Raw genomic sequence first — 18,688 nt, 5'->3', positions numbered from 1 at the left:
CCTACAACTGGGAGAACTTCTTTCCTTCCTGCACCAGCTTCTTGAGCAGGGGTGCAGGTTCCCAGAACGGGTCGCCGGACGCGTCGCGATACTTCATCAGCGCGTCGTGGATGGTCTTGAGGCCGACCACGTTGTCGGCCCACCACATCGGGCCGCCGCGATAGACCGGCCAGCCGTAGCCGTTGACCCACACCACGTCGATGTCGAGCGAGCGCTGCGCCATGCCTTCGGCCAGGATCTTGGCGCCCTCGTTCACCATCGGATAGAGCGTGCGCTCCAGAATCTCCTGGTCGGAGATGGCGCGGCGGGTGATGCCGAGCTTCTTCGACGTCTCCTCGATGATCGCCTCGACCTCAGGATCGGGGATGGGCGTGCGGTCGGGCAGGTTGTACTTGAAGTAGCCGGAGCCGGTCTTCTGGCCGAAGCGGCCCAGCTCGCAGATGGCGTCGGCGACATAGCCGGAGTAGCGCACGTTGCGCTTCTCCTTCTCGTTCTTGCCCTGACGGATGCGCCAGCCGACGTCGTTGCCGGCCAGGTCGCTCATGGCGAACGGGCCCATCGGGAAGCCGAAGTCGTACAGCACCTTGTCGACCTGCTGCGGCAGCGCGCCCTCCTCCAGCATGTAGGCCGACTGGATGCCCCTCATGCGCAGCATGCGGTTGCCGACGAAGCCCTCGCAGACGCCGACCAGCACGGGGATCTTGCCGATCTTCTTGCTGAGCGACATCACGGTGGCGATCACGTCTTTCTCGGTCGCCTTGCCGCGCACGTTCTCCAAGAGCTTCATGACGTTGGCCGGCGAGAAGAAGTGCATGCCGATCACGTCGCCGGGGCGGTTCGTGTAGCTCGCGATCTGGTTCACATCGAGGCCGGAGGTGTTGGTGGCCAGGATGGCGCCCGGCTTGGCGACCGCGTCGAGCTTCTTGAAGACGCCTTCCTTCACTTCCATCGTCTCGAAGACGGCTTCGATGATGACGTCGCAGTCCTTGAGACCGTCATAGGAGAGCGTCGGCGTGATCAGCGCCATGCGCTTCTCGACATCCTCGGCCTTCATGCCGCCGCGCTTGGCGGTGTTCTCGTAGTTGGTGCGGATCGTCTTGAGGCCGCGATCGAGCGCTTCCTGCTGCGCCTCGAGGATGGTGACGGGGATGCCGGCATTGGCGAAGTTCATGGCGATGCCGCCGCCCATCGTGCCGGCGCCGATGATGCCGGCGGTCTTGATCGGGCGTTGCGGCGTATCGGCCGGCACGTCGAGTACCTTGGCGGCCTCGCGCTCGGCGAAGAAGTAATAGCGCTGCGCCGCCGACTCCTGGGACGTCAGGAGCTCCACGAAGAGTTCGCGCTCGCGCTTCATGCCCTCGTCGAACGGCAGTTCGCAGGCGGCCTGGACGCACTTGATGATGTTCCACGGCGCCTTGAAGCCACGGGCGCGGCGGGCGATCGCCTTCTCGGTCTCGGCGAACAGGTCGGGCGATTCCAGCGTGACCGTGAGATCACGCACGCGCCGGCGCGGCGCGTTCTGGGCAACCAGCATCTGCGCGTGGGCAACGGCACCGGCCAGCAGGTCGTCGCCCTCGACCAGCGCGTCGATGATGCCCTTGTTCTTCGCCTCGGGCGCGGGAATGTGCCGGCCCGACAGGATGGCGTCGAGAGCGTACTTGGCGCCAGTGAGGCGCGGCAGGCGCTGCGTGCCGCCGGCACCCGGCAGCAGGCCGAGATGCACTTCCGGCAGGCCGACGCGCGTGCTCGGCAGGGCAACGCGATAGTGCGCGCCGAGCGCGGTCTCGAGACCGCCGCCCAGCGGCGTGCCGTGCAATGCCGCCACCACGATCTTGGGGCAGTTCTCCATCGCGGCGATCACGTCGTTCAGGTTGGCGCCCTGCGGCGGCTTGCCGAACTCTCTTATGTCGGCGCCGGCGATGAAGGTGCGGCCGCCGCCGATCAGGACGATGGCGTCGATGTTTGCATCGCCGCCGAACGCCTCGATGCCGGCCTTGATGCCGTCGCGCACCGCCGCGGCCAGCGCGTTCACCGGTGGATTGTTGATCGTGAGAATGCCGATCCGCCCCTGGGTGGAGCGAAGCACTGCGTCGGACATGGGCTTCTTTCCTATCGTGAAGACCGTAGAAGGTGGACGGTCTTAGCAATCCCGAGGCGCGCCGCCCAGCGGGCAGTGGTTTCGCCTTGCGGAGAGTCGTCTGGCCTTTCCCGCTTTGCCTGGTCTATGCGTACTGGCGTTAGCACACAGGGAGTGAAGCGAATGAAGCAAACAAGAAGAGCCGTTCTGCGCGGCCTTGCCGGTGTCACCGTCGCAGGTCCCGTCGTCGCCGCGCCGTTCATTGCGCGCGCGGAGGCGATGTGGCCCGCCAAGCCAGTCACCATCGTGGTGAACTTCCCCGCCGGCGGCCTGACGGATGGCATTGCGCGGGCTTTCGGCCAGGCGGTGCAGCAGGCGACGGGTCAGCAGGTCATCATCGACAATCGCCCCGGTGCCTCGGGCAATATCGGCGCCGCGCAGGTCGCGCGCGCAAACGGCGACGGTTACACCTTCCTGCACACGGTCTCGAGCACGCTGGTGCAGAACCGCGCCATGTTCAAGAATCTGGGTTTCGATCCGGACAAGGATTTCGTGCTCGTCTCCGGCATGTCGTCGGGCGTACTGCCGGTCGTGGTGCACAAGTCGGTGCCGGTGACCAACCTCAAGGAGCTCGTGGCTTACGCCAAGACCAACAAGGTCAACTTCGGCTCGTGGGCGCTCGGCTCGTCGGCGCATATCCTGGCGCAGCACCTCAACGAGAAGTTCGGCCTGTCGATGGAGATCGTCACCTACAAGGGCGAGGCGCCGATGTGGCAGGACATGGGCGCGGGCTCGCTCCAGGCGGCGATGGGCAGCCCGCAGGCAATGAACGCGCTGCTGGTGAAGGGCGAGATCCGCCCGATCGCGGCGCCGAGCCGGGTGCGTGCCGGCAAGCTGCCCGACGTGCCTACCACCATCGAGCAGGGCTTCACGGACGACGCCTTCGTCGTGCGCGGCTGGCTCGGCCTCGCGGCGCCGGCCGGCACGCCGAAGGAGGTCGTCAAGCGCATGTCCGACCTGTGGGTGGCGGCTGCCGATTCGGAGCCGGGTCGGCGGATGATGGAAAGCTTCGGCCTCACGGAGAAGCCGATGCCGCATGAGGAGGTGACGGCCGACTACGAGACGCTGAAGGCGTCGCTGATCCCGATGATCGTGGCGCTCGGCATCAAGCCGGAATAGACAGAGCCATGACCGTCGCGCGTCCCTATGTCGAGGGCTATGCCGTCATCTCCCGCGAAGGGATGATCGCGACAGCGGACGGCCGTTTCCCGGAGCAGATCAAGATTCCGGCCGACCACAAATTTTACCAGGAGTCGGTCGACCGGGCGTCGGCGATCATCAATGGCCGTTATTCCGCGGAGGGTGGCCCGAAGGAGAAGCTGCGCCGCCGCCTCGTCGTAACAGGGCGCGTGACGGCGTTGATGCCCGATCCGACCAATCCGCGGGCGATGCTGTGGAATCCGGCATCGACGCCCTTTGCCGAGGCGTGGTCAGGACTTGGGATCGAGAATGGCGTCGCGGCCGTGGTCGGCGGGACCGCGGTGTTCGGACTGTTCCTGACGATCGGCTACGACTGCTTCTACCTCACTCGCACGGATGCCAGCGTGCCGGAAGGCCGGCCGGTGTTTCCCGGTGTGGGTTCGACAACGACGGTCGAGGCGGTGATGGCGCGCCACGGCCTGGTGCTGCGCGAGACGCGCATGCTCGATGCGTCGGTCAATTGCCGCGTCGAGTCCTGGATGCCGGCGGCGGGTTAGGGGGCCTGGTCGAGGCTCGAGACCTCGTTGGTGAGCGTGGTGCGGCGCAGGTCACGCACCTGCGTATGGTCGTAGCGCCGGGCGCGATGCATGGTGACGCGGTTGTCCCACATCATCACGTCGTGCGGGCGCCAGACGTGGCTATAGACGAACTGGCGCTGTGTCGCGTGCTCGGTGAGATCGCGCAGGAACGCCCGCGCCTCCGGTACCGGCCATCCTTCGATGCCGCCGGCGTGGCTGGCGAGATACAGCGACAGGCGGCCCGTGTTGGGATGGCGCCGCACCAGCCGCTGCGGCACTGGCGCCCACTTGACCCGCTCCTCGTCGGTGAAGTCGGTGAAGCCCAGGAGCCCGCGCGAGAAGATCTGGCTATGCCAGCAGATCAGGTCGTGCACCTCGCGCTTGGTGCGCTCGTCGAGGGCGTCATAGGCGGCGCGCATGTCCGCGAATTCAGTATTGCCGCCTTCGGCTGGGATGGTGCGCGCCGAGAGGATCGAATACTTGGCCGGCACCGCCTTGAAGGAGCTGTCGGAGTGCCAAAGCTGGTTGCCGATGCCGAACAGGCGGCGGCGATCGTCGCGGGCGACGACCTTGTTGTCCTTGTCGAGGTTCGAGATGTCGTTGAGATCCATGCTCACGCGCCGCTCGTGCGCCGCGGCGATATCGCCAGTCGCGGTCTCGAGAGGACCCAACTGCCGGCTGAAGACGAGTTGCTGCTCGTCGTTCAGCGTCTGGTCGTGGAACACCAGCACGCCGAACTCGTCCATGCCGGCATGGACAGCGGCGACTTCCGCCGGCGACAGGGGATGAGTCAGGTCGATGCCGGAGACTTCGCCTGCAAAGAACGCCCGGCCGACCGGATCGATGGGTTTGATGGCGATGGTCATGGCGCGAGCCTAGCGCCGTTGCCAGGCCGAGTCAGGCCGCTCCTTGGGCAGCGCGGACCACTCTGCGAACAGGCGGCCGTTGTCCTGGTCGAAATGCTCGTCGAGGACCCGCGAGGACAGGATGCGCTCGACGCGGAAATTGCGGTAATCGGCGCGCAACTCGCACCAGGCGCCGACCAGCGTCACGTCGACATAGTAGGCCATTGCAATGGGCCAGATCGTGCGGTTGGTGCGCCGGCCCTTCTCGTCGGCATAGGCGATGTGGAGCTTGCGGCTGTCGCGGATGGCCGCGCGGAGCTCGGCTAGGTCGACTCCTTCGGCCGGGACCGCGCTTCCCTCGGAGACGAAGATGTGCGGCGCACCCAAGGTCGATCGTAACGCCTCGGGCAGCACGGTGGTCACCTTGGCCAGCACGCTGGCTGCCGCCTCCTGAAGCTTGGGATCGCGCAGCCGCTGGACCAGGCGTGCGCCGACGGCGATCGACTCGGCCTCGTCGGCGGTGAACATCAGCGGCGGCAGGTTGAAGCTCTTGCGCAGGACATAGCCGACGCCGGCCTCGCCATCGATCGGCACGCGGCGCGCCTGCAGGGTGGCGATGTCGCGGTAGACGGTGCGCACGGTGACTTCGAGATCGGCAGCCAGCATCGCTGCGGTCACCGGTCTGGTGGCGACACGCAGGTGTTGGATGATGTCGAACAGGCGGTCGGACCGGCGCATTCCGGGGTTTCTACACTACTGACATAACGGTGTCAGGAGGGCCGACTTAGGGTCCGGACATCCCCTTTCAGGAGCCCTCATGTCCCGCATCGAAATGATCAAGCCCGACGTGCCCGCTTTCACCAAGTTCGTTCAGCGAATCGCCGTGCCGGCCTCACCCGTTGTGCGTGCCGGCGACTGGGTATTCGTGTCCGGACTGGCACCGGTCAACGCCGAGACCGGCGGCTACGATATCCTGCCGATCGACCAGCAGGCCCGGCGATGCCTGGAGCGGCTGACGCAATGCCTGGACGCGGCGGGCTCGTCGCTCGACCGCGTGGTGAAGTGCACGCTCTACTGTTCCAACCCAGCCTACTTCGCGACGATCAACGAGATCTACGCCGAGTATTTCGGCGATCTCAAACCGGCGCGCCTGTTCCTCTGCACGGCGGGTTGGTTCGGCCCCTTCGACCTCGAGATCGACTGCGTGGCCCTGGCCCGATGACCTTGGCCGTGGATTCCGGTAGCTCACCATGGCGATAAAGCCCTCGACGACAGCCTGGATCGGCACGCTGCTGCTCGGGGGGTCGGCCATGGCCTTCAGCACGGCGGGCTTCTTCACCCGCCTGATCCATGTCGACGTCTGGACCATGCTGTTCTGGCGCGGCGTGTTTGGCGGCCTGTTTCTCGTCGGCATGCTGGTGTGGCGCGAGCGGACCAAGACCCTTCGGGCGGTCCTCGCCATCGGCCGGGACGGTATCCTGATCGGGCTGTGCTCCGCCGTCGCCACGGTCTGCTTCATCAACGCCATGCGCCTGGCGAGTGTGGCCGACGTGCTGGTGATCGATGCCACCATTCCGTTCCTGACCGCCGGTATCGCCTGGCTGGTAATCGGGGAGCGCGAGGACAGGATCACGCTGGCCGCCAGCGTCGCCGCCTTCACTGGCATGATCATCATGGCGGGCCCGGCGGTGGCGGAGGGGCATTTTCTCGGCGACCTGCTTGCCCTGGTAATGGCGACGCTGATGTCCCTGGTGTTGGTGCTCATCCGGCGTCGGCCGGACGTCAGCATGCTTCCGGCGGTCGGCCTTTCGGCATTCCTGTGCGCCGCCATCGTGTCGCCGTTGGCGCGGCCCTTCAGCGTCGACGCCAGCGACATCGCGCTGCTGGCCCTGTTCGGGGCCAGCCAGTTCGGCCTCGGACTCCTGCTGCTCTCGCTCGGCACGCCGCTGGTATCGGCGACGCGCGGGGCGCTCATCGGCGTCCTGCAGACGCCATTGGGCACGCTGTGGGTCTGGCTCGCCTTTGCCGAGGCACCGGGGGCTGCGACGCTGGCCGGTGGTCTCGTCGTGATTGCGGCCGTGGTCGCGGATATAGTCGTGCCCCGTTCCGGGGAGAGATCCATTGAGCAACCCGCCGCCGCAGGTGCGACGCGCCGACAGGCTGATGGCCGATGAGCAGGCCCGCGATTTCATGCTGCATGGCCGCACCGGACGGCTGGCGACGGTCAGCGCGGACGGATCGCCATACTGCATACCGCTTCTCTATGTCTGCCTCGACGGCGAGATCCTGGTCCACAACACGGCCGCCCGCGGCCATCTGCGCCTCAACGTCGATCGGGAACCGCGTGTCTGCTTCGAGGTCGACGAGGCGGGCGAGGTGTTCGACTATGGCCGCTTCGAGTGCGATGTCTCGATTGCCCATCGCAGCGTGATCGCCTTCGGGCTCATCCGCATCATCGAGGATCGGTCGGTCAAGCAGCACTTCTGCGATGCGCTCATGGCCAAGTATCACGGCCGTGATGTCGGGCGGCCCAAGGGGTTCTATCCGCGGCTGGACGACATCACCGTCTACGCCATCACCATCGAGCGGCTGACAGGAAAGGAGACACCGCTGCCAGCGCGCTCCGAGCAATGGCCGGCGCGGGACAACACCAAGACGCCCGACGTCCGGGCGCCTTGACGTTTCGGAACATCAATGTGCCGGGGCGATTTCGACCAGTTCCATCGAATGAACCTCGTCGGGCTCGCCGGTATAGATCACCAGTGCGGTGGTCTCGGTGGCGATCATGGCGCTGTGCGGTTGACCCTTCGGGTTCAGGCTGTAGCCGCCGCTTCCGTGCGCCGGCTGGCCGCTCTTGGTCGCGCGCCCACCCTGCAGGTTGAACACGTGCTCGTCCGACAGCGCGGTCGCGACGATCTTGATCAGCTTGCCGCTGGGCGGATCGAATTTGACCAGCCAGGCGATTCCGCCACCTTCGGCGCGGCGGTCGCTCAGGATCTTGAGCTGGACCAGCTCGCGGCCGGCCTGGACCGCTGCCGGTCCATAGAACGGCACTGCAGAGGTCCAGTCCATGCTGTCATAGTCGACTCGTGTCGAAGCCATGTGCGTCTCCTTTCCTGACCCGGCGCACCCTATCGCGCACCTGCTGACAACGGTCTGTCAGCAGAAAGGGTGAAGGGCCTGGAAAGGTTGCCGCTCAGGCGGTGGGCAGCTTGTAGTCCTCGAACCGCTTGCGCAGTTCGGTCTTCAGGATCTTGCCCGTGGCGCCGTGGGGGATCGCGTCGATGAACTGCACGTCGTCGGGCAGCCACCACTTGGCGACCTTGCCGTTGAGGTAGTTGAGGAGATCGTCCTTGGTGACGTTCGCCTCAGGGCGCCTGACGATCACCAGCAACGGCCGTTCGTCCCACTTGGGATGACGCACGCCGATCACCGCCGCTTCCGCCACGCCGGGGCAGCCCATGGCTGCGTTCTCGAGATCGATCGAGCTGATCCACTCGCCGCCCGACTTGATGACGTCCTTGGAGCGGTCGGTGATGACGACCGAGCCGTCGGGCTCGATCTTGCAGACGTCGCCGGTCATGAACCAGTCGTCCTTGAGGAACTGGCTCTTGCCGTCGCCCTTCATGTAGCCCTTCACGATCCAGGGGCCACGAACCACCATGTTGCCCGAGACGCTGCCGTCCTTGGGCAGGTCGTTGCCGGCGTCATCGATGATCTTCATCTCGCAGCCGAAGACCGGCCGGCCCTGCTTGGCGGTGATGGCGAAGCGCTCGGCGTCGGGCAGGTCGCGTTCGCCGCGATTGAAGCGGGTCAGCGTGCCGAGCGGGCTCATCTCGGTCATGCCCCAGCCCTGCGCCACCTCGACCTCGTGCTCCTTCCAGAAGCGCTCGATCATGGCGTAGGGAACGGCCGAGCCGCCGATCAGCGTGCGCTTCATGGCAGACATCTTGACCTTGTTCTGCGCGCAGTAGTCGAGCAGGGCCAGCCACACGGTGGGCACGCCGGCGCTCAACGTCACCTGCTCCTTGTCGAGCAGCTCGTAGACGCTGCCGCCGTCCAGCTTGAAGCCCGGGAAGACCAGCTTGGCGCCAGAGAATGGGCCGGCATAGACGAGACCCCAGGCATTGGCGTGGAACATCGGCACCACCGGCAGGATGGTGGTGTCGGGATCGATGGCCAGCACCGGGCCCGACGCCATCATCATCGAGTGGATCATCGTCGAGCGATGCGAGTACAGCACGCCCTTCGGGTTGCCGGTCGTGCCCGAGGTGTAGCAGAGCGACGACGCGGTCTTCTCGTCGAATTCCGGCCAGGTGAGCGTGCCCGGCTTGCCGGCGATCAGCTCCTCGTAGCAGAGCAGGTTGGGGATCTTGCTCGAGGCCGGCATATGGGCGCGGTCGGTCATGACCACGATATGCTTCACCGTCTTGAGCTGCTCGTAGACCCCCTCGACGACTGGCAGCAGGTTGAGGTCGACGAAGATGATCTGATCTTCGGCATGATTGGCGATATAAGCCACATGCTCGGGCGCCAGGCGCGGATTGATGGTGTGCAGCACGGCGCCGATGCCGGAGATGCCGAAGTAGAGTTCGAAGTGGCGATAGGTGTTCCAGGCGATGGTGCCGACACGGTCGCCCAGCTTGATGCCGAGCCCCTGCAGCGCCTCGGCCACCTGCTTGGCGCGCTTATGGGCATCCTTGTAGCCGTAGCGGTGGATCGGCCCTTCGACCGTGCGGGTCACGATCTCGACGTCCGGATAGGACGCGGCGGCGAAATCGATGATCTGCGAAATCAACAACGGACGGTCTTGCATCAAACCCAGCATGGCGCTCCCTCTCTTACGCGTGCCGCTCGATATACAGACTTCTGAATTTGCCGAGCGGTTCCAAGTCAGGTTCTAGACCGAGTCCGGGCCCGTCGGGAAGAGTGACGCGGCCGTCAGTTACCTTGAAACCATCAGCCAACACGTCCTCACGCAGCGGGTTGCGATTGGCATCGACCTCCAGCAGGCCGGGACCCCGCACGGCGGCGAGCAGGTGGAGCGAGTGCATCAGCCCGACCGCGCTGCCGAGGAAATGAGGGCAATAGGTTCGGCCCGCCGCGAGCGCTGCCTTGGCAACGGGAAGGCAGCCGGAATGGCCACCCCATTTCGCCACGTCGGGTTGGATAAATGCCAGCTGGCCTGAATCGATCGCCTGCTGAAAGGGACCGGCGCCGCGTATGTTCTCGCCGCCAGCCAGCGGTGCGGGGGCGACAGCGGCAACGTGGATCCATTCCGCGGCCGGCCGGTCGACCGGCAACGGCTCCTCGATCCAGGTCAGGCCGAAATCGCGAAATTTCGGCAGGACCCGGCAGGCGGTGGCGATATCCCAGCCTTGATTGACGTCGACCATCAGCCGCTCCCCTGGCTGCAACGTTGCGGCGATCGGCTGCAGCGATGCGACGTCCGCCTCCTCTCCGAAGCCCACCTTGATCTTGAAGGCGCGGTAGCCGGCGGCGCGCATGCGCTCGACGGTATCGAACCCGGCCTGGCCGGGATTGAGACCGGAGGCATAGATCGGCAACGGCCGATCGTCGGTACCGCCCAACGCCCGCCACAGCGGCAGGCTCTGCTGGCGAGCCCGCAGATCGTGCAGCGCGAGATCGAGCCCGGCCGCGGCAGCCGATAAGGCGCCGGCGTCGCCGCTCTGCAGGCGCAGCACATGCAGGCCGCAGTCGATTTCGCCCCACAGGCCGACCGGATCGTCCACGGGACGCCCAAGCGCACGGGGCGCCACGATCTCGGTCAGCAGGAGCGCGCGATGCTCGGCCGAGGCGGTAGGAAAGTTGCTCCAGATCTCACCCCAGCCCTGCACGCCGTCGGAGTCCTCCACGCGCACGAACACGGCAGCGCGTTCGGTCATGGCGCCGAACGATGTGCGGACAGGCTCTTCGATCGGAACTCGGAAGACATACGTTTCGACTCGCTTGAGCTTGCCTGAACTCATCTATTCCTCCCGGATACAGCTTCTTTCGACCAGGCCTTGATCGTCGCCTTCGGCATAGGCGGCTACGGTACGGTCCGGCCGAGATGACAACAAATGGTAGACCGCAATCACGCTGCCCGGGCCGCCGCCCGTATGACCCGCGATGATGCGGCCGCCGGTGACCCCGCCGGTCATGAGGCCGAGGCCGTAGCCGGGCGTAAGCCAGGGACGGTCGGAAACAGGGCCGACCGGATGGGCCCGCACCATCGTCGCGACGTCCGTTGCCGGCAGCAGTACGCCGTGCATCAGGCGATCGAGCAACAGCGCCGCCTCGCGCAGCGGGCCGAGCAGCAGGCCGTGATAGACCCAGGCCGGATCGTAGTCGCCGAGATCGCCCATCCGGACCAAGCGCGTCGTTCGCAGGCCGAGCGGGGCCAGGACGAGACGCTGAAGGGCGCGCCCCAGCTCTTCGCCGACCGCATCGACAATGATGTTGCGAACGATGAGATATCCGATGTTGGAGTAGGACCAGCCTTCGCCGGGCGCGTAGATCAGACGATCGGCATCGACGCGCGTCAGGAGTTCTTCGACCGGCCATGCCGGCAGGCGCCTTGCGACCGCGTCATGGTAGTCGGGCAGTGCCCCATAGTTGCCCAGGCCGGCGCGATGCTGCAGCAGCTGACGCACGGTGTAAGGTTTGCCGGAAATCGGGCCGTCGAGAGTGAGACGGCCGTCGCGCACCAGGATCAGGGCGGCGGCTGCCAGCACGGTCTTGGTGAAACTCCACCACGGAACCAGTTCGTCGCCGCCGAAGTCGGCGAGAAGGGCGCCGCGTTCAACGACAACGCGCGCCGGCTCGGCGACAATCAATCCGCCGCCTGCGCGTCGGCCAGGAGGTCGTAGGTCCGCTTCTGATAGCGCACCATGTAATCGGTGTAATAGGTGGTCGGATACTTCGGTGGCCTGTCGGGGCCAACGGTGGTCGGCACGGCGGCGATCGGCCAGTCGATGGTGGCATCGCAGAAAAAGGCGAGGGCGTAGCGCTCGCCGCCGCTGCGATTCACGGCCCGATGCGGCGTGGCGAGGAAGAAATCGTTGGTCCAGCGCTGGAGCATCTGGCCGCCATTGACGACATAGGCATCGGGAATGGCGGGAGCATCGATCCACTTGCCGCTCTGCGTGCGGATCGACAGGCCGGCTACGTCGTTCGGCGCCAGCAAGGTCAGGAAGCTGGTATCCGTGTGCGGCGCCAGGCCGAATTCATCGACCGCCGGCCCCTCCTGGTGAGGATAGTGCGTCATGCGCAGGGAGAATTGCGGATCCTGGAAGGCAGCATCGAAGTAGACGGCGGGCAGGTCGAGCGCGCGCGCATAGAGGCGCACCATCTTCTGCACCAGCCGCTCCAGCTCGTTGCAATAATCGACCACGATCTCGCGGAAGCCGGGCAGATCGGCAGGCCACCGGTTCGGGCCGCGATAGCGACGGTTGGCGAGGACATCGGGATGGTCGGGCGGCAGCTCGCGCTTGACGAAGAAGGCCTCGTTGAGATTGGGCTTTGTGCCGGCCTGCACGGTCGAAGTGCGCAGCGTGTTGCCGCGCATCGGCATGTATCCCGTGCCGTGGTTGTCCAGCTTCAGCGCCATCTTCTTTTCGATCGGCTGCGCATGGAAGCGCTTCACCTGCTCGAAAACGCTACGGATCTTTTCCGGCGAAATGCCGTGATTGGTGATGAAGTAGAAGCCGATCTGCGTCAGCGCGAAACGCAGTTCCTGGGCTGTGCGGTCGAGAGCGCCAGGCTCCCCGGCCAGATAAGGGCCGAGATCGATGACAGGAATGGTTTCGGTAGCGGACACGGTCGGCACTCCATGCCTTGGGCAACTGAAGGACGACGATACGGCCGAAAGCCGGAGGGGTCTACTGCGCGGTGGAGGAACAAATTTTACATGATCCTCGGCATCCTGCGTCGACCATGACCTTTGAGGTGAATACGCCGCCCAGCATTCTGCCCTGCGAGCAGCGCCACCGCACGGGGGCGATGGCGCCGCTGTATCGCGATGCGGGGTCAGCCGGCCGTCGGCAGCTTGTAGTTCTTGAAGTCGTCCCGCAGGCGCGTCTTCAGGATCTTGCCGGTGGCCGTATGGGGGATGGCGTCGACGAACTGCACGTCATCCGGCAGCCACCATTTCGCGACCTTGGCGCTCAGGAAGTCGATCAGCTCGTCCTTCTCCAGCGTGGCGCCCTCCTTCTTGTGGATGATCAGCAGGGGCCGTTCATCCCATTTGGGATGGAACACGCCGATCACAGCCGCTTCGGCGACGGCCGGATGGGCCATGGCGGCATTCTCCAGATCGATCGAGCTGATCCATTCGCCGCCGGACTTGATGACGTCCTTGGAACGGTCGGTGATCTGCATGTAGCCATCGGCGTCGATGGTGGCGACATCGCCGGTCGGGAACCAGCCGCCTTCCTCGAGGACATCGCCACCTTCACCCTTGAAGTAGCCGGAGGTGATCCATGGGCCACGGACCAGCAGATCGCCGAACGCCTTGCCATCGTGCGGCAGTTCCTTGCCGTCGCCATCGACGATCTTCATCTCGACACCGTAGGGCGGGCGACCCTGCTTGAGACGGATGTCGAGCTGCTCCTTGTGCGAGAGCTTGAGGTGCTTCGACTTGGGATGGTTGACCGTGCCGAGCGGGCTCATCTCGCTCATGCCCCAGGCATGCAGAACCTCGACGCCATAGTCGCGATCGAAGGTTTCGATCATCGCCGGCGGCGCCGCCGACCCGCCGATCACCGCGTATTTCACGGTCGAGAGCTTGAGCTTGTTCGCCTGCATGTACTGCAACAGCGCCAGCCACACGGTCGGCACGCCGGCGGTGAAGACAACCTCTTCCTTCTCGAACAGCTCGTAGAGGCTGGCGCCGTCGAGCGCGACGCCGGGGAACACCAACTTGGCGCCGACCATCGGCGCGGAGTAGGGCAGGCCCCAGGCATTGACGTGGAACATCGGCACGACCGGCAGCACCGTGGCGCGGGCCGACAGGCCCAGCGTGTCCGGCAATGCTGCGCCATAGGCATGCAGGATGGTCGAGCGATGGGAATAGAGCACCCCTTTGGGGTTGCCCGTCGTGCCGGAGGTGTAGCAGAGCGACGAGGCCGTCCGCTCGTCGAACTCCGGCCATTCGTAGGTGCCGGGCTTGTCCGCCAGCAGGTCCTCGTAGACCAGGAGATTGGGGATATTGAGGCCCTTGGGCAGATGGTCGCGGTCGGTCATGGCCACGACGTGCCGGACGGTCTTGAACTGCGGCAACAGCTTCTCAACCGCAGGCAGCAGGTTCAGGTCCACGAACAGGAGCTGATCCTCGGCATGGTTGACGATGTAGACGATCTGCTCGGGGAAGAGGCGTGGGTTGATGGTATGGCAGACCGCACCCATGCCGGAGATGCCATAATAGAGCTCGAAATGGCGGTAACCATTCCAGGCCAGCGTGCCAATTCGATCGCCAGCCTTGATACCGAGCGACTGCAGCGCCTCGGCGACCTTCTTCGAACGGAGACGCGCGTCCCGATAGGTGTAGCGGTGGATACCGCCTTCGAGGGTGCGCGAGACGATCTCGGTATCGCCGTGATTCAGCGCCGCATGCTCGATGAGTTGCTGGATCAAAAGAGGGCGGTCCTGCATCAGGCCGAACATCGGACGTTTTCTCCTAGGAGTTGAGCTTCGTGATTAAGACGGGCGGAACCTAGCAGACGGCATGCAGGGCGCCAGCGGGAACAGCGCCGCATCTTCGCCTACTGGCGGGTTCTTACGTTCTGGCCTACCGTTCTGGCACGGGCGGAGGCTGACGAAAGCGATGCGGTGGAAATTTGCAGTGATGGCGGCCGCCACCTGCGTGGTCGTGCCGGCAACCGCTGCCTGGGCGCAGGCGGCGAAGATTTTCGGCACCGGCAGCACGACCTTCGGGACCTTTCTGACCACCCTGTCGGAACGGCTCGACCATACCGTCACGCACATTCCGAAACTCGTCCGCTATCTGGTTGCCCTTCCTCAGCAATTCGATCTGGCGACGGTATTGCTGCTGGCCGCCATCGTGATCGGCGGCCTGACCGCGGAATACCTGACCCGGCAGGCCCTGCAGCGGATGCGCCACGGCATCTTCGCCCGTCATGGCGGCGAGTCCCCCTTGCGGGCCTTTCTCCACGCCGCCCTGCTGGATGGCCTTGCGTTGCTGGCGTTGATGGTCGTCGGCCGCTTCGTCGTCGGCCAGGTTGGCGATCCGGACTCCATCCCCGGCAAGGTCGCGCATCAGGTGCTCATCGCCCTGCTTTACTGGCGCGGCTTCAACTTCATCTTCCGGGCTTGGCTCCATCCGACGGCACCCGAGGGTCGGATCGCACCGGTCGATGACGCAACGGCGCAGCGGCTGCTGGTCGGCCTGAATTTCGTCATCCTGATCCCGCTGGTAGCCCGGCACATCGTGATGTTCATGGCCGTAACCCAGGCGGGATCCAACGTCATTTCGACAGCGATCATCTTCACGGTGCCCTTCTTCGGCGCCTGCCAGGTCTACGTCATCTGGCGCTGGCGGCGCGACATGGCCGCATGGCTTTCAGGTATGGTCTCCAAGACCGACCTTTTCCGGGCGCTCAAGCTGGCCATGGCGGAGGAGTGGTGGATCGGTGGTATCGCCTTCTACACGGTGACCGCACTGTCGGCGATCTATGCCGCGATCACCGAGCGGGCCGACGCGATGCGGGGCCTCGCCGTGGTCGAGTCCATGCTGATCCTGCTGTTGTTGCTGGAAACGCTGGTTCATCGCCGTACGCGCCATCTCACGACGGAAGTTCCGACGGTCGGTGAGGTGCTGGCGAGCTGCCTGCGCCTTGCGGTTCGGTTGCTGGCGCTTGTGGTGGCAATACCGGCCATCCTGATCGACGCGCTGGGCATCATGACGCCGGAGGAGTGGGCGCCGCACCAGAACGCGATGAAGCTGGCCGCGTTGTCGACGCTCGCCGCTTTTGTCCTGTGGCGGATCGTGAAGTACCGCATGGACCGCTACATCGCCGACAATCCGTTGCCGGCGGCAGGCTTCGATGCCCAGGCCGAGGAGGACCAGCCGGCGTCGGCCTCTCGGCTCCGGACCATCATGCCGGTTCTGCGCATGACGGCAGGCATCACCATCCTCGTGCTGGCAACGCTGCTGGTGATGTCCGAGCTCGGCATCAACATCACGCCGCTGATTGCCGGCGCCTCGGTGCTGGGTCTTGCGGTCTCGTTCGGCAGCCAGTCGCTGGTGCGGGATATCGTTTCCGGCGTCTTCTTCCTGGCCGAGGATTCCTTCCGTGTCGGCGAATATATCGACGCGACCAAGGTCAAGGGGACCGTCGAGGGCTTCTCGATTCGGTCGATCCGCCTGCGGCATCAGAATGGCCAGTTGCACATCGTGCCGTTCGGCCAGCTCACCCACATCACCAACTTCAGCCGCGACTGGACGACGGTGAAGTTCAACCTTGCCTTCGCGCTCGAGACCGATGTCGAGCTTCTGCGCAAGACGGTGAAGAAGATCGGGCTCGACATGATGAACGAGCCGGCCTTCGCCAAGGAGCTGTTGCAGCCGTTGAAGATGCAGGGCATCGTCGATATCAAGGACGCGTCGCTGATCGTGCGCTTCAAGTTCACGGCGCGGCCCAACAATCCCAGCCTGATCCAGCGCACGGCAATTCGACGCCTGTTCGAAAGCCTGCCAAAGCTCGGCATCGCCTTCGCCAAGCCACCCTATGCGATGATGGGCTTCGGCGGGTTCGATGCCGCCGCCCGGGCGCAGGCCGCTCAATAACCAACGCAGTAACCTTCGGAGGAGCAGTATGGAAAAGCGCAAGCTCGGCAAGTCGGATATCGAATTTGCCCCGATCGCCTTTGGCGGCAACGTCTTCGGCTGGACGGCGGACGAGGCGACCTCGCACCGGCTGCTCGACGCCTTCGTCGATGCCGGCTTCTCCTTCGTCGACACCGCCGACGTCTATTCGCGATGGGCGCCGGGCAACAAGGGCGGGGAGTCCGAGACGATCATCGGCACCTGGATCAAGAAGGACAGGACCAAACGCGACAGGATCGTGCTCGCCACCAAGTGCGGCATGGGCCTGCCGTCCAAGGCGCTGTCGCGCCAGCACATTCTCGAATCGGTCGATGCTTCGCTGAAGCGTCTCAACACCGACCGCATCGATCTCTTCCAGTCGCACAAGGACGACAAGGACACGCCGCAGGAGGAGACGCTCTCGACTTATGCCGAGCTGATCAAGGCCGGCAAGATCCGCTTCATCGGCGCCTCCAACTTCGAAGCGCCGCGGCTGGCAGAGGCGGCCAAGATCGCCCGGGAGAAGGGGCTGCCGCAGTATCAGAGCCTCCAGCCGCACTACAATCTCATGGAACGCGCGCTGTTCGAGGGCGATCTCGAGAACGAGTGTCTGAAGGAGAGGATCGGCGTGATCCCGTACTACTCGCTGGCGAGCGGGTTCCTGAGCGGCAAGTATCGGTCGGAGGCCGACCTGGCCAAGAGCGCCCGCGGTGCCGGGGTGAAGAAATATCTCAACGACAAGGGACTGGCCGTACTCAAGGCGCTCGACGACGCGGCCAAGAAGCACAACGCCAACAGCACGCAGGTCGCGCTTGCCTGGCTGATTCAGCGCAAGTCGATCACGGCGCCGATCGTCAGCGCAACCAGTGTCGAGCAGCTCAAGGATCTTATCGCGGCACCGGCGATCAAGCTGGATCCGGACTCGGTTGCCGCCATCGACAAGGCGAGCGCACCTTAAGCGGCGCGGCTCGAATGGAGCATCTTCCGGGGGGGGGGGTAGCGGGATTCTTCGGATCGCCGAAGGATCCCGCGCTTCCGGGAGTTAATCTCTTTGGCCTGCAGGAGAGCGATAGAAATCCATGCTCGTCTTCCGCCAACTCTTCGATCCGACCTCCTCGACCTATACCTATCTTCTCGGCGACAGCATCTCCGGCGAGGCGGTGCTGATCGATCCTGTCTTCGAGCAGGTCCGGCGCGATGCCGCGCTCATCGCGGAGCTGGGGCTGAAGCTCCTGTGGACCCTCGAGACTCATGTCCATGCCGACCATGTCACGGGGGCGTGGCTGCTGAAGCAGCGCCTGGGAAGCCGCATTGCGCTTGCGGCAGCCGGCGGCGCCAAGGGTGCAGACCGGCTCCTCCAGGATGGAGAGCGCGTGAGTTTCGGCAAGCGTTTGCTCGAAGTACGGGCGACACCGGGGCACACCAACGGCTGCCTCACCTATGTGCTCGATGACGAGAGCATGGCCTTCACGGGCGATTGCGTGTTGATTCGCGGCTCGGGACGTACCGACTTTCAGGAGGGCGATGCACGGACGCTCTACCGCTCCGTTCGTGCCCGCATCTTTTCGTTGCCGGATTCGTGTCTGCTCTATCCCGGCCACGACTATCGCGGCCTGACGGTCACCAGTGTCGGCGAGGAGAAGAAATACAATCCGCGCCTTGGCGGTGAAATTGGGGAAGGCGACTGCGTCGGCTACATGAAGAATCTCAACCTGCCCCATCCCAAGAAGATCGACGAAGCCGTGCCGGCAAACCTGCGCTGCGGGCAGCCGGTCGCCGGGGCGGAGGCGTCGCTCGGCGCCGAGCCGGGCTGGGCGCCGTTGCGCTTTACCTTCAGCGGCCTCTGGGAGGTCGAGCCGCATTGGCTGGAGGAGAATCTCGGCAAGGTCTGTGTGCTCGATGTCCGAGAGCCCGACGAATTCACCGGTCCGCTGGGGCATATTCGCGGCGCCATGCTGGTGCCGTTGGGCGAGCTTGCACAACGCGCTGCGGAGCTGCCTCGGGACAAGCCGATCGTTGCAGTGTGCCGCGCCGGCAGTCGGTCCGCCCATGCCACCGCGATTCTGCAGAAGGCCGGATTCAGCGACGTCGCCAATCTGCCCGGCGGAATGCTGCGCTGGCGCGGCGAGGGCCGCAGCGTCGAGGGCGGCGCGCTCTGAGA

The 18,688-nt window shown here is 65.1% G+C and carries 17 protein-coding genes; 8 read left to right on the top strand and 9 right to left on the bottom strand.

Annotation, left to right across the window (positions count from 1 at the left end):
- Nucleotide 1: 1 nt before the first annotated feature.
- Entirely contained in the window at nucleotides 2-2,098 is a 2,097-nt protein-coding gene (locus tag B5D62_RS19100) for a 3-hydroxyacyl-CoA dehydrogenase NAD-binding domain-containing protein (protein WP_085935532.1), read from the bottom strand.
- A 162-nt stretch (nucleotides 2,099-2,260) separates the two neighbouring features.
- Between B5D62_RS19100 and B5D62_RS19095 the strand changes: the two genes are divergently transcribed.
- A complete protein-coding gene (locus tag B5D62_RS19095; RefSeq protein ID WP_170921021.1) occupies nucleotides 2,261-3,256 on the top strand; it encodes a Bug family tripartite tricarboxylate transporter substrate binding protein in 996 nt (331 codons plus the stop codon).
- Between the two features lie 8 nt (nucleotides 3,257-3,264).
- Nucleotides 3,265-3,834 carry a dihydrofolate reductase family protein gene (locus B5D62_RS19090; RefSeq protein WP_085935530.1) on the top strand — a complete coding sequence of 190 codons (570 nt, stop codon included), beginning with the start codon at nucleotides 3,265-3,267 and terminating at the stop codon, nucleotides 3,832-3,834.
- Here the strand turns inward: B5D62_RS19090 and B5D62_RS19085 are convergent.
- Both B5D62_RS19085 and B5D62_RS19080 read right to left on the bottom strand, forming a co-directional pair.
- Nucleotides 3,831-4,721 carry a TauD/TfdA dioxygenase family protein gene (locus tag B5D62_RS19085; protein ID WP_085935529.1) on the bottom strand — a complete coding sequence of 297 codons (891 nt, stop codon included), beginning with the start codon at nucleotides 4,719-4,721 and terminating at the stop codon, nucleotides 3,831-3,833. The genes B5D62_RS19090 and B5D62_RS19085 overlap by 4 nt on opposite strands.
- A 9-nt stretch (nucleotides 4,722-4,730) precedes the next feature.
- Complete coding sequence (locus tag B5D62_RS19080) at nucleotides 4,731-5,438, bottom strand: helix-turn-helix transcriptional regulator (protein WP_085935528.1); 708 nt, start codon at nucleotides 5,436-5,438, stop codon at nucleotides 4,731-4,733.
- 79 nt (nucleotides 5,439-5,517) lie between these two features.
- On the opposite strand from B5D62_RS19080, the gene B5D62_RS19075 reads away from it, so the two are divergent.
- From B5D62_RS19075 to B5D62_RS19065, 3 genes are read left to right on the top strand one after another with little or no spacing between them, the layout of a single operon-like run.
- Nucleotides 5,518-5,922, top strand: coding sequence for a RidA family protein (locus B5D62_RS19075; RefSeq protein ID WP_085935527.1), 405 nt, complete (start codon nucleotides 5,518-5,520; stop codon nucleotides 5,920-5,922).
- Between the two features lie 28 nt (nucleotides 5,923-5,950).
- A complete protein-coding gene (locus B5D62_RS19070; RefSeq protein ID WP_085935526.1) occupies nucleotides 5,951-6,874 on the top strand; it encodes a DMT family transporter in 924 nt (307 codons plus the stop codon).
- Nucleotides 6,822-7,379, top strand: coding sequence for a pyridoxamine 5'-phosphate oxidase family protein (locus B5D62_RS19065; protein WP_085935525.1), 558 nt, complete (start codon nucleotides 6,822-6,824; stop codon nucleotides 7,377-7,379). Before B5D62_RS19070 ends, B5D62_RS19065 begins: the two co-directional genes overlap by 53 nt.
- Before the next feature lie 12 nt (nucleotides 7,380-7,391).
- Here the strand turns inward: B5D62_RS19065 and B5D62_RS19060 are convergent, their stop codons facing one another.
- The 6 genes from B5D62_RS19060 to B5D62_RS19035 form a co-directional block, all read right to left on the bottom strand.
- Complete coding sequence (locus tag B5D62_RS19060; RefSeq protein ID WP_085935524.1) at nucleotides 7,392-7,802, bottom strand: hypothetical protein; 411 nt, start codon at nucleotides 7,800-7,802, stop codon at nucleotides 7,392-7,394.
- Between the two features lie 94 nt (nucleotides 7,803-7,896).
- Nucleotides 7,897-9,528, bottom strand: coding sequence for a 3-(methylthio)propionyl-CoA ligase (locus B5D62_RS19055; RefSeq protein ID WP_085935523.1), 1,632 nt, complete (start codon nucleotides 9,526-9,528; stop codon nucleotides 7,897-7,899).
- Nucleotides 9,529-9,541: 13 nt separating this feature from the next.
- A complete protein-coding gene (locus B5D62_RS19050; protein WP_085935522.1) occupies nucleotides 9,542-10,690 on the bottom strand; it encodes a mandelate racemase/muconate lactonizing enzyme family protein in 1,149 nt (382 codons plus the stop codon).
- Nucleotides 10,691-11,539, bottom strand: a complete 849-nt coding sequence (locus B5D62_RS19045) for a serine hydrolase domain-containing protein (protein WP_170921016.1) — start codon at nucleotides 11,537-11,539, stop codon at nucleotides 10,691-10,693.
- Nucleotides 11,536-12,522: an isopenicillin N synthase family dioxygenase gene (locus B5D62_RS19040; RefSeq protein ID WP_139373968.1), complete on the bottom strand. Its 987-nt coding sequence runs from the start codon at nucleotides 12,520-12,522 to the stop codon at nucleotides 11,536-11,538. Before B5D62_RS19040 ends, B5D62_RS19045 begins: the two co-directional genes overlap by 4 nt.
- 209 nt (nucleotides 12,523-12,731) lie before the next feature.
- Nucleotides 12,732-14,366, bottom strand: coding sequence for a 3-(methylthio)propionyl-CoA ligase (locus tag B5D62_RS19035; RefSeq protein WP_085935520.1), 1,635 nt, complete (start codon nucleotides 14,364-14,366; stop codon nucleotides 12,732-12,734).
- Nucleotides 14,367-14,547: 181 nt separating this feature from the next.
- Here B5D62_RS19035 and B5D62_RS19030 point away from each other — a divergent pair, with 181 nt between their 5' ends.
- The 3 genes from B5D62_RS19030 to B5D62_RS19020 all read left to right on the top strand — a co-directional run bounded on the left by B5D62_RS19030 (nucleotide 14,548) and on the right by B5D62_RS19020 (nucleotide 18,686).
- Complete coding sequence (locus B5D62_RS19030) at nucleotides 14,548-16,509, top strand: mechanosensitive ion channel family protein (protein WP_170921020.1); 1,962 nt, start codon at nucleotides 14,548-14,550, stop codon at nucleotides 16,507-16,509.
- A 28-nt stretch (nucleotides 16,510-16,537) separates the two neighbouring features.
- Complete coding sequence (locus tag B5D62_RS19025; RefSeq protein WP_085935518.1) at nucleotides 16,538-17,485, top strand: aldo/keto reductase; 948 nt, start codon at nucleotides 16,538-16,540, stop codon at nucleotides 17,483-17,485.
- A 121-nt stretch (nucleotides 17,486-17,606) separates the two neighbouring features.
- Entirely contained in the window at nucleotides 17,607-18,686 is a 1,080-nt protein-coding gene (locus B5D62_RS19020; RefSeq protein WP_085935517.1) for a rhodanese-like domain-containing protein, read from the top strand.
- Nucleotides 18,687-18,688: the final 2 nt, after the last annotated feature.

The organism is Enhydrobacter aerosaccus (assembly GCF_900167455.1).
GTDB classification, from domain to species: domain Bacteria; phylum Pseudomonadota; class Alphaproteobacteria; order Reyranellales; family Reyranellaceae; genus Reyranella; species Reyranella aerosaccus.
The sequence above is the reverse complement of the archived record's forward strand: the minus strand, read 5'-3'. Positions and strand labels throughout refer to the sequence as shown.

Coding starts and splice junctions, on each gene's coding strand:
- B5D62_RS19100 (WP_085935532.1), bottom strand. CDS start 2,098: ATGTCCGACGCAGTGCTTCGCTCCACCCAGGGGCGGATCGGCATTCTC.
- B5D62_RS19095 (WP_170921021.1), top strand. CDS start 2,261: ATGAAGCAAACAAGAAGAGCCGTTCTGCGCGGCCTTGCCGGTGTCACC.
- B5D62_RS19090 (WP_085935530.1), top strand. CDS start 3,265: ATGACCGTCGCGCGTCCCTATGTCGAGGGCTATGCCGTCATCTCCCGC.
- B5D62_RS19085 (WP_085935529.1), bottom strand. CDS start 4,721: ATGACCATCGCCATCAAACCCATCGATCCGGTCGGCCGGGCGTTCTTT.
- B5D62_RS19080 (WP_085935528.1), bottom strand. CDS start 5,438: ATGCGCCGGTCCGACCGCCTGTTCGACATCATCCAACACCTGCGTGTC.
- B5D62_RS19075 (WP_085935527.1), top strand. CDS start 5,518: ATGTCCCGCATCGAAATGATCAAGCCCGACGTGCCCGCTTTCACCAAG.
- B5D62_RS19070 (WP_085935526.1), top strand. CDS start 5,951: ATGGCGATAAAGCCCTCGACGACAGCCTGGATCGGCACGCTGCTGCTC.
- B5D62_RS19060 (WP_085935524.1), bottom strand. CDS start 7,802: ATGGCTTCGACACGAGTCGACTATGACAGCATGGACTGGACCTCTGCA.
- B5D62_RS19055 (WP_085935523.1), bottom strand. CDS start 9,528: ATGCTGGGTTTGATGCAAGACCGTCCGTTGTTGATTTCGCAGATCATC.
- B5D62_RS19050 (WP_085935522.1), bottom strand. CDS start 10,690: ATGAGTTCAGGCAAGCTCAAGCGAGTCGAAACGTATGTCTTCCGAGTT.
- B5D62_RS19035 (WP_085935520.1), bottom strand. CDS start 14,366: ATGTTCGGCCTGATGCAGGACCGCCCTCTTTTGATCCAGCAACTCATC.
- B5D62_RS19030 (WP_170921020.1), top strand. CDS start 14,548: ATGGCGGCCGCCACCTGCGTGGTCGTGCCGGCAACCGCTGCCTGGGCG.
- B5D62_RS19025 (WP_085935518.1), top strand. CDS start 16,538: ATGGAAAAGCGCAAGCTCGGCAAGTCGGATATCGAATTTGCCCCGATC.
- B5D62_RS19020 (WP_085935517.1), top strand. CDS start 17,607: ATGCTCGTCTTCCGCCAACTCTTCGATCCGACCTCCTCGACCTATACC.